Annotated in this window: 9 protein-coding genes; all 9 read right to left on the bottom strand. The window is 67.5% G+C overall.

Annotation, left to right across the window (positions count from 1 at the left end; genetic code table 11):
* Positions 1–156: 156 nt before the first annotated feature.
* Positions 157–1,170: a hypothetical protein gene (locus tag WS46_RS31085; protein WP_059693170.1), complete on the bottom strand. Its 1,014-nt coding sequence runs from the start codon at positions 1,168–1,170 to the stop codon at positions 157–159.
* 86 nt (positions 1,171–1,256) lie between these two features.
* Positions 1,257–2,822, bottom strand: coding sequence for a methyl-accepting chemotaxis protein (locus tag WS46_RS31080; protein ID WP_059536372.1), 1,566 nt, complete (start codon positions 2,820–2,822; stop codon positions 1,257–1,259).
* Positions 2,823–2,976: 154 nt separating this feature from the next.
* Positions 2,977–4,383 (bottom strand): MmgE/PrpD family protein, encoded by a 1,407-nt coding sequence (locus WS46_RS31075; RefSeq protein ID WP_059693167.1) that lies wholly within the window; start codon positions 4,381–4,383, stop codon positions 2,977–2,979.
* On the bottom strand, positions 4,380–5,288 hold the full coding sequence (locus tag WS46_RS31070; protein ID WP_059693166.1) for a polysaccharide deacetylase: 909 nt from the start codon (positions 5,286–5,288) through the stop codon (positions 4,380–4,382). The genes WS46_RS31075 and WS46_RS31070 overlap by 4 nt, the downstream gene beginning before the upstream one ends.
* Complete coding sequence (locus WS46_RS31065) at positions 5,285–6,157, bottom strand: polysaccharide deacetylase (protein ID WP_059693164.1); 873 nt, start codon at positions 6,155–6,157, stop codon at positions 5,285–5,287. Before WS46_RS31065 ends, WS46_RS31070 begins: the two co-directional genes overlap by 4 nt.
* A 7-nt stretch (positions 6,158–6,164) precedes the next feature.
* Entirely contained in the window at positions 6,165–6,998 is an 834-nt protein-coding gene (locus WS46_RS31060; protein WP_059693162.1) for an ABC transporter substrate-binding protein, read from the bottom strand.
* A 77-nt stretch (positions 6,999–7,075) separates the two neighbouring features.
* Entirely contained in the window at positions 7,076–7,843 is a 768-nt protein-coding gene (locus WS46_RS31055) for an amino acid ABC transporter ATP-binding protein (RefSeq protein WP_059536387.1), read from the bottom strand.
* A gap of 32 nt (positions 7,844–7,875) precedes the next feature.
* The gene (locus tag WS46_RS31050; protein WP_059693208.1) at positions 7,876–8,766 is read right to left on the bottom strand and encodes an amino acid ABC transporter permease; all 891 of its coding nucleotides are present in this window, start codon (positions 8,764–8,766) and stop codon (positions 7,876–7,878) included.
* Complete coding sequence (gene argH, locus WS46_RS31045; protein WP_059693160.1) at positions 8,760–10,193, bottom strand: argininosuccinate lyase; 1,434 nt, start codon at positions 10,191–10,193, stop codon at positions 8,760–8,762. Before argH ends, WS46_RS31050 begins: the two co-directional genes overlap by 7 nt.
* Positions 10,194–10,290 lie beyond the last annotated feature (97 nt).

Here is a 10,290-nt window from a genome sequence, read left to right as displayed (position 1 = left end):
GCAATGTCGCATGCTCTGGACGCGAGATTGCGGCGCCGGACGGCCCGTTAAGGCGGGAGGCGACCATTCCATCTAAAAAGCTACTACATCCAAACCGCTGATCATCAGCATTATGTCAACTCAAATCGCAACACAGCGAACCTGCATTCACAGCGCCTAGAAATTCCGCGCCACGCCGACCATGAACATGTCCTGATCCTTGTCGTTGCCGGTTGCGACACGATTGAAGCGCAAGCTCGCAGCCCAGTCATTCGTGACCTGATACGTCACCTGCGCGCTGAGCAAGGCATTGAGTCTCGTCTTGCTCGAGGCTTCGTCCCGGTCACGCGAGAGATACGGACCTACGCCTGCCGAAAGCGTCCATTTGCTCCTGATCGGCGCGACGTACCAGAGTTGCGCCGCCACACCTCTTCGACCGGCGACGCCATTATTGCCCTCGTAGACGAAGCTCGCCGAATAGGCCCACGCGTTGCCGAGCGGCCGCTTGACTTCGACCATATACCCTTTCTCGATCGGCACTTGAGGACGGTTCGTCTGCGACGTGCCGGCCCAAACGCTAACCTGCGTCTTGCCGTCCGAAAGCGCGGGGCCGGGATCGCCGCCGAAATCCGAGCCGATGCCGAAGAGCACCGCGTCGGAATTGAATCCGCCAATCATCTGGACGTGGTTGTACTGGACCTTGAGGAAGAAGCGGTTGGGAACGACGTAATACCGCACCGCTGCCGACGCACGCACCCCCCATCGCTTTTCGTTGCGCACCTCGTTGTCGACATGCGTCGTGTCCATGCTGAAATACGGTCCCGCCGAGAATTCGAGCGCCACGCGACTGCCGAGCGGCCAACGAAACGAACCCAGGGCGGCGAAGCCGTCACGGTGGTGATCCAGGGGATGCCCCTCGTTCACGTACGCGAGGTAGACCGAGAGGTAGTCATTGAGGACGTCGCCGAAGCCGACTTCGTAGGCGCGCCAATGCATGTCGCCACCCTCGGTCGCGCGTCCGTCGCCATACACGGCATAGACGTTGAGCTTTCTTTCAGATTGCTTGACATCGGTCGGCAAGCTCGACGGACTGTCCTCGGCGTGCACGTGGCCTGGGCCGGCCAGAATCGCCAGACCGGCGATCCAGCTTGTGAGCACGAAGCGCGAATAGATGCGACGGCACTGTCCCATTTGGACACCCCTCACCCTGGTAACCGCGATTTCCTGGACAAGCTGGTAACGATTATAGGCTGCCTCCGGTAACCGGTCGCCCGGGTTTACGCAACAGCCTGCGTGGCACCGATCCGAAAGACCGAGACGGTCGCCTCCAGCTGCCCCGCCTGCTCCCTCAGCGACAGCGCGGCCGCCGACGCCTGCTGAACCAGCGCCGCGTTCTGCTGCGTCACCTGATCCATTTGCGTCACCGCCTGATTCACCTGTTCGATGCCTCTGGACTGCTCGTCGGACGCGGCGGCAATCTCGCCCATCAGCACGTGCACGCGTTGCACCGACGTCAGGATCTCCGACATCGTCCCGGTCGCGCGATCGACCTGTCGCGCACCGGTCTCGACGCGTCTCAGCGAATCCGTGATGAGTTCCTTGATCTCCCGGGACGCCGTGGCGCTGCGTTGCGCGAGCGATCGCACTTCGCCTGCGACGACCGCGAATCCGCGTCCCTGCTCGCCCGCTCGCGCAGCTTCAACGGCCGCATTCAACGACAGGATGTTGGTCTGGAAGGCGATGCCTTCGATGACGGAGATGATTTCGGCGATCTTGCCCGACGCTTCCGACAAACCGCGCATCGTACTGACGACTTCCTGCGCCGCCTGATTGCCCTCTTCGGTCAGCAACGCCGCGTCGTGCACCACCTGATTCGCCTGCTTCGCGTTCTCGGCATTCTGGCGCACCGTCGAAGTCAGTTGCTCCATCGAGGCGGCGGTTTCCTCCAGCGACGCGGCCTGCTCTTCGGTCCGTTGCGACAGGTCCATGTTGCCGGCCGTAATCTCGTGCGCGGCCGTCTCGATGGAGTGCGAACCTTCCCGCACCACGCGAATCGTTTGCAGCAGCTTGCCTTGCATCGCCCGCAGGCCGGTCATCAGTTGCCCCATCTCGTCGGTCGAATCGACGTCGATCCGCGTCGTCAGGTCGCCACCGGCAATCGCGCTAAAATGATCGAGTGCGTGCGCAAGCGGCGCACCGATCGCGCGCTGAAGCGACCACCACGTGAGTACGGCTGCGCCGAGCGCGACCAGGATGCCGGCGATCGCGATGCCGACGAACCAGTGGAAACGAGCCTGCGCGGCATCGAACGTCACCCGCGAGGCCGTGATCTGGATTCGGCCGAGCGCGTCCATCGCGTCGGAGACGTCGATGAACAGCGACGGCGGTATGTGCCGCCAGACGTCGGGGATTTTCGCGGGATCGCGCGCCGCAATGGCGCCGAACATCGGTTCGAGGCCCTTCTCGACGAGCGCGTTGAACTTCGTGTTCGCGTCGGCCGCGCGGCGCGCTTCTTCGGGGCCGGAGAGCCGCAACGCGCGATACGCGTCCCACGCCTTTTTCGACGCGGCGAGCAGTTCACGGGATGTCGCGGTTTCCTGCGGCACGTCGGGGCTGTCCGGATCGAGCGCGATGCGATACAGCCATAGACGGGTTCTCGACAGCGCGACATTTGCCTGCCCAAGCGCCTCCGACGATGCGAGCCGGTCGGAATACAGCGTCTTCACATCGTCGTTGCTTATCGCCACGCCAATCACGCCGATGATGCCGCCGATGACGAGCAGCACGCCGAGAAAGCCCATCGCCAGCGCCAGCCGGACGCGAATGCTGAAATTCCTGATCATGATGAGGGAAGCGTTGAGCACGAAACCGTTGCATGCGACGCATGCGTGTCCAGCCGATCGAAGGCGGCACGTGCGAGACCGATGCCTCGATAACGACCGGAGCGGCGCGTGAATTAGTGCGGAACCGACAAGGAACGTTTCCGGAAACGACGAGTTATGGGCGGAATTTCGGCGTGTTAGGTGAATCGCCTTCATCGGCCGCGAGCAACGCGTTCAACACCCGCGCGTCCGACAACCGCTCCAGCGACAGGCATGCGTCGCTCAACGCATCGGCCTGCGCCGGGGCGAGCGCGATGCCCGCCAGCGCACGAAACTTCGCCAGCAGCGCCGCATCGGACAGCGGATTGCGCGGATCGCCGAGCGCGATCGGCACGTGACGCGATTCCCGCCGCCCGTCCTCGCGATGCAGGATCACGGTCGGCTCGTCGAGATCGCCGAGCGCCGGATCGACCTCGATCGCGATGCGCGCGAGCAGCGCCGTGACGCGCGAATCCGTGCGCCTGTCGTCGCGATAGGCACCGATCCCCGTGTCGCCGAACGCGAGCGCGGCCGCAACCGCATACGGCAGGCTCATCTGCGACGACGACAGTGTCGACAGGTCGCGGCCGCCGCACATCCGGGCGACGAATGCGCTCGTCCGCACGACCACCCGCTCGATGTCGCCGGCCTCGAACGTGCGACCTTCGGCAAGCTGCAGCGCCGCGTCGACCGCCGCATGCGCGCTGCGGCACGACGCGTGCGGCTTGATCGAGCAGCGCATCAGTTTCCAGTGCACGCCGAGGCCGTCGGTCAATGCGTCGGGCGCATGCGATTGCGCGGCGAACGTGTTGAAGAAGCCGCCCCAGACGTCGTCGAACACGCTGGCCGGGCCGCTCACGCCTTCGCGTGCCAGCAGCGCCGCGAGCACGCCCCCTTCCGCCGCGCGGCCGGCATGCAGCCGCTTCGTCTGCGATCCGTCATGGATGAAGCCCCACAAGCCACCGGAGAAACTCGCCGCATGGCCGAGCGCGTCGCGCGTGCGCGCGGCGTCGAGCCCGAGCACGCGTGCGCTTGCCGCCGCCGCGCCGAACACGCCGCAACTGAGCGTCGAGTGCCAGCCGGCCCCGTTGTGCGCCGCGTAGCCGCCAGCCGCCTCGAGCACGCGCCTGCCGACGTCGTAGCCGAGCACGATCGCGGCCACGCATTCCCGGCCGGTCACGGGGCGTTGCGCACACGACAGCGCGGCGAGCACGGCCGGCATCACGACCGCGCCCGAATGATCGCAGCCGCCGGAATCGTCGAGTTCGAGCGCGTGCGCGGCGATTCCGTTCACGAACGCCGCATCGCGCGCGCCCGCGGCCCGTCGTGTACCCCACAGCGGCGTGCCGCCACGCTCGACCGTGCCGGTCAGCGCCCGCGCACTGCGCGTCTCGGCCGCGAACGTACCCGCCAGCGCCGCGCCGAACGTATCGAGCACATGACGCTTGGCCTTCGCGACGACGTCGTCCGGCAACGCATCGGCGGCCGTCTGCGCGACGAACGCCGCGAGCCGCGTGGCGCGCGTTTGCGTCTCCGTCTTCATCGCGCCGATTCGTCCGCCAGACAATGCGCGAACACGTCGACCGGATGGCCCGGCGGATTGACGGGCATCCGGGCACGCCACCAGCGCGCGATGTCGCGCCCGGTCGCGAACCATACGTCACCCGCGTCGCGCAGATGAGCGAGCAACGCGCGCAGCAAGTCGATGCGCCCCGCGGTGCCGATGATCTCGGGATGCAGGCGCAGCACGCAGCACAGCCCGAAGCGGCGAAACGCGTCGACGTCTCGCCGCCAGTTGTCGAGTACGTCACGGTACGCCGCGATGCGCGGCTGGCCGGCCGGCACCGGCGGCGACAGGTTGAACTCGAAGTACGGCTCGTCCTCGAGCTCGTAGTGCAGCGGCAGCTCGACGAGGCGCGCGCCGTCCGTGCGGTCGCCGCCGCGCGGATGCACGTACGGCAGATCGTCTCCGCGCCACGACGACGACCACGTGAAGCCTGCCGCGACGAGCCAGTCCGCGAAGCCGTCGGCCCAGTTGCCGGTGAACGAGCGAAAACCTTCCACGTCGCGGCCGATCGTGTCCGCAAGCGCCGCGCGCCCGGTGCGGCACGCGTCGATCTGCGCGGCGAGCGGCAGCGCGTCGAAGTCTTCGCAGCGATAGCCGCTCACGCCGAGTTCATGGCCGGCAGCGGCGATCTCGCGTACGGCGTCGGCATGCGTTTCGGCGACGATGCCCGGGACGAACCAGCTCGCGGGCACACCGGACGCATCGAACGTATCGAGCAGCCGGTCGACGCCGCGCATCGCGCCGTAACGCCACACAGACAGCGATTTCTCGCGGCCGACGATGCGCGGCTCGCGTGTCTGGATACCGTGTATGTCGTTGAAGTCGACCGTGATCGCGACCGCGCAGCGCGCGCCGTCCGGCCAGGCTGGAAGTGTCGTCACGGGCTGCTCCGTTGCGTCGGTTGCGTGTTGTGCGCGTGCTGCGCGAGCCACCAGTCGGCCACTTCGCGACAGCGCGCGAACCAGACGCCGTCCCGCGCGCACATGTGTTCGAACCACGCTTCGAGCAGTGCGAGGCGACCGGGTTTGCCGCAGACTTTCGGATGCAGCAGCGTCGTCAGGCACAGCCCTTCGCGGTATATGCCGTCGAATTCGCGCGTCCAGTTGTCGAGCGTCGCATCGTAGCCGGCGATCCGGTCGAGCCCGGCCGGATAGTCGGGATTGCGGTGATACGCGAGCGACGCGTAATCGTCGGTCTCCCAGCGGCCGGGAATCTCGACAAGTGACGGCTCGCCGTCGGCGCCGGGCAGCAGATAGGGACGATCGTCGCCGCGCATCGAACTCGAATAGCGCACGCCCGCTTCGCGCAGCACGCTCACGGTCGCCGCGCTCCAGTCGCCGGACGGCGTGCGGAAGCCGACCGGCCGCACACCGAGCGTGCGGTAGAGCACCTCGGCCGACTGCGCCATGATCTCGCGCTGCCGTTCAGGTTCGAGCGTCCAGAACGCTTCGTGCCGGTAGCCGTGATAACCGATCTCGTGCCCGCGCTCGACGATCGCCGCGCATTGCGCGGGCCAGGTCCGCGCAACCCACGCGGGCACGAAGAACGTCGCGGGCAGGTCGAACGACGCGAGCACGTCGAGCAGCCGGCCGAGCGCACGCCATGGCCCGTAGCTGCCGAGCGTGAAATACGCGGGGTTGCGCCAGATCGACCCGTTCAGCATCGCGTCGCCGGTCGGGCCGTCGAGATCGAACGCGAGCGCGACGCACGCGCGCTTCGCGTCCGGCCAGCGGGGAGCCAAGGCCGTCATCGCGCGCTCAGTGCGTGCCGTTGACCATCGCCTTCGCCACCGCGTGCTCCTGCAGCCCCCATTTCGCGAGCAGCTTGTGATACGACCCGTCGGCGATCATCTGGTTGAGCGCCGTCGTCAGCGCGCTGCTCAGCGCGGTGTTGCTCTTCGCGACGCCGATGCCCGTGTATTGCGACAGGAACGGCTTGCCGACCGGCGCGTAGGCGTTCTGCTCGAGGCTGTTCTGGTACGGCAGCGTCTCGCCGCCCTGCACGGCCGCGTCGATGCGGTTCTGGCGCAGCTGCATGCGCGCATCCGACGAGCCGTCGGTGCCGACCACCACGATCGCCGGCTTGCCGGCCTTCACGCAGTTCTCCGCGCTCCATGCGGTCGTGTTGTCCGGGAACGACGTGCGCCGGCTCGACCCGACGCGCTTGCCGCACAGCGCGCCCATCTGCGCAAACTCGCCCGCGCGCGTCTTCAGCACGTAGAACTGCGGCCCCGTCTCGATGTAGTCGACAAACGTCACGGCGTCGCGGCGCGTCGGCAGGTCGGTCATGCCGGACAGGATCATGTCGACGCGCTGCGTCGCGACCGCGCTCATCATCTGGTCGAAGCTCGTCTCGACCCAGTTCAGCTTCGCGCCCATCTTCGCGGCGAGCGCCTCGCCGAGGTCGACGTCGAAGCCCGCGAGCTTGTCGGTCGCCGGGTCCTTGTATTCGAACGGCGGATAGTTCGGCACGATCGCGACGTTCAGCGTGCGCTTGACGTTCGCGGCCTGCGCGACCGCGAAGGAAGCGTGAAGTGCGAGCGCGCCGAATGCGACAGCGGCCAGCGTGCGGGTCAGGACGGATGCTTTCATGGGGGTGTCGCCTTGTCGTGGTGGTGTAAGGGGTACCGCGGTGCTGCGTTGCACGTCTCGTTGGCGGCGCGATCCGCTCAGGCAATCACGGCCGAGATGAAGTCGCGGGTGCGCGCATGCGTCGGTGCGGACAGCACCTGGTCGGGCGGCCCGCTCTCGACGATCCGGCCGCCGTCCATGAATACGACGCGATCGGCGACCTCGCGCGCGAAGCCGAGCTCGTGCGTGACGACGATCATGGTCATCCCGCTCTTCGCGAGATCGCGCATCACGGCCAGCACTTCGCCGACGAGTTCGGGGTCCAGCGCCGACGTCGGTTCGTCGAACAGGATCAGTTGCGGATGCATCGCGAGCGCCCGCGCGATCGCGACGCGCTGCTGCTGACCGCCCGACAGCTCGACCGGAAACGCGTCGCACTTGTGCGCAAGGCCGACGCGCGCGAGCAGCGCGCGGGCCTCCTCTTCCGCTTGCGCGCGGCGGCGCTTGAGCACCTGCACGGGCCCCTCGATCACGTTTTCGAGCGCGGTCTTGTGCGGGAACAGGTTGAAGCGCTGGAACACCATGCTCGTCGCGAGCCGCTGGCGCGCGACCTGACGCTCCGACAGCTCGTGGAGCCGGTTGCCCGTGCGCCGGTAACCGGCCAGCTCGCCGTTGACCCACAGCGCGCCCGCGCTGATCGTCTCGAGCTGGTTGATGCAGCGCAGGAACGTGCTCTTGCCCGAGCCGGACGGCCCGATGATGCACAGCACTTCGCCCTGCGCGACGTCGAGCGTGATGCCGTGCAGCGCCTGGAAATCGCCGTACGCCTTGCGCACGTCGACCGCGCGAACGACTGCGTTCGTCATGACGTTCTCCTTACGATTGTGAGTCGCGCCGCTCATTTACGGCCCGCCGCGCGGCCTGCGCCGCGTGCGAAGCGCCGTTCGACGCGAGCCTGCGCGAACGACAGCACGGTGACGACCGCGAGATACCAGATGCCCGCGACGATCAGCAGCTCGATCACGCGCGCATTCGCGTAATAAATGTTCTGCGCGTTGTGCAGCATCTCCGCGTACTGCACGACGCTCGCGAGCGACGTCAGCTTGACCATGCCGATCAGCTCGTTGCCGATCGGCGGCACGATCACGCGCATCGCCTGCGGCAGGATGATCCGGCGCAGCGCCTGCAGGCGCGCCATGCCGATCGATTTCGCGGCCTCGTACTGGCCGGTGTCGACCGACAGCAGCCCCGCGCGCACGACTTCCGACGTATACGCACCCTGGTTGATGCCGAGCCCGAGCACCGCCGCGAGGAACGGCGTCATCACGTCGACGGTCCGGAACTCGGCGATTCCGGGAATGCCGAGCGTCGGAAACACCAGCGCGAGGTTGAACCACAGCAGCAGCTGGAGAATCACCGGCGTGCCGCGGAACAGCCAGATGTAGCCCTGCGCGATCGCGCCGAGCACCGGGTTCGACGACAGCCGCATCACCGCGGTGACGACGCCGAGCACGATGCCGAGCGTCATCGCGAGGACGGTCATCACGATCGTGTTGCCGAGGCCGGTGAGAATCGACCGCGCGGTCAGGAACTGGCCGACGACGCGCCATTCGATCTGCCCGCGCGCGAACGCGAGCGCCACATAGGCGAGCGCGGCGATGATCGCGATCGACGCGACATAGCGGCCCCAGTAGCGCCGGCGCACGCGCACGAGTGCGGCGGTGTCGTCCGCGGCGACGGCCGCGGCCGGCGCGCCGTCGAGACGGTGCGAATCGGATGCGCTCAGCATGACGGCCCCCGGTAGTCGGCCGCCCACGCGGCCTGGCGTTCGATCGCGATGCTCAGGCGGCCGATCTGCTCGTGCACGCGCGCGGGCGACGTGCCGCCGGCGCCGCCGCGCGCGGCGACGGCCGCATCGAGCGTCAGATGCGCGCGCACTGCCGGCGCGAGGCGCGGATCGACGGCCTGCAGCTGCTCCGCGCTGGCATCCGCGAGCTCGATGCCGTCGCGTTCGCACGCGCGCACGAGCGCGCCAGTGATCTCGTGCGCCTCGCTGAACGGCACGCCCGACAGCGCGAGCCAGTCGGCGACCTCGGTCGCGAGCGTGAAGCCGAGCGGCGCCTGGCGGCGCATCTCGTCGACGTTCACGCGCATCGTGCGGATCATCCCCGCCATCGCCGGCAGCACGAGTTCGAGCGTGTCGATCGAATCGAACGCGGCGATCTTGTCTTCCGCGAGATCGCGGTTGTACGCGAGCGGCAGCGACTTGAGCGTCGCGAGCAGGCCCGTCAGGTTGCCGATCAGGCGCCCCGCCTTGCCGCGCGTGAGTTCCGCGATGTCCGGGTTCTTCTTCTGCGGCATGATCGAGCTGCCCGTCGCGTAGCCGTCGTCGAGTTCCACCCAGCGGAATTGCCGCGACGTCCACAGGATCACTTCTTCCGACAGGCGAGACAGATCCACCGCCAGCATGCTCGTGACGAACGCGAATTCGGCGACGTGATCGCGCGCGGCCACCGCGTCGATCGAGTTCTCGCACGGCGCGTCGTAACCGAGCTCCCGCGCGGAAAGATCGGGCCGCACGCAGATCGCCGAGCCGGCCAGCGCGGCCGCGCCGAGCGGCGAGCGTGCGGTGCGGCGGTCCCAGTCGACCAGGCGGTCGGCATCGCGATACAGCGACTGCGCATGCGCGAGCAACTGATGGCCGAACACGATCGGCTGCGCGGGCTGCAGGTGGGTGAAGCCGGCGGTGACCGTGTCGATGTGCCGGCTGGCCTGGCTGATCAGCGCATCCTGCAGGTCGAGCACGCCGCGCACGAGCTGGCGCGCCTTGTCGCGCAGATACAGGCGCAGGTCGTTCGCCGCCTGGTCGTTGCGCGAGCGCCCGGCGCGCAGCTTGCCGCCGAGCGCCGGCAGCCGCTGCGTGAGCACGCGTTCGAGGAACGTGTGCACATCCTCGTCGGCGAGCGACGGCGCGATCGCGCCGGCCGCGTAGTCGCGTGCGATGCCGTCCATCGCGGCCAGCAGCTGCGCGAGTTCGTCGTCGTTCACGATGCCGGCGCGGTTCAACTCGCGTGCATGCGCGCGGGAGCCTGCCAGGTCGTACGGGACGAGTCGGTAGAAACTCGGATCGGAGCGCGACAGGTTCTGCAGCGCGTCGGACGGTTCGGACTGGAAGCGACCGCCCCACAGGCGCTCGATCGGTTCGGTAAGGCTCATTGCGGTCGACCTTGTCTCGGTTGGAGTGCCCCCACTGTAGGCATTCAATTTTTTTTGTTGTAGCGAGAAATTGAATCCGCTTAAATGAAATTTTTCT

Origin of the sequence: Burkholderia sp. RF4-BP95, from assembly GCF_001521985.1 — a bacterium.
In the GTDB taxonomy this organism is placed as follows: Bacteria; Pseudomonadota; Gammaproteobacteria; order Burkholderiales; family Burkholderiaceae; genus Burkholderia; species Burkholderia diffusa.
This window is presented reverse-complemented; position numbering and strand designations above follow the sequence as displayed.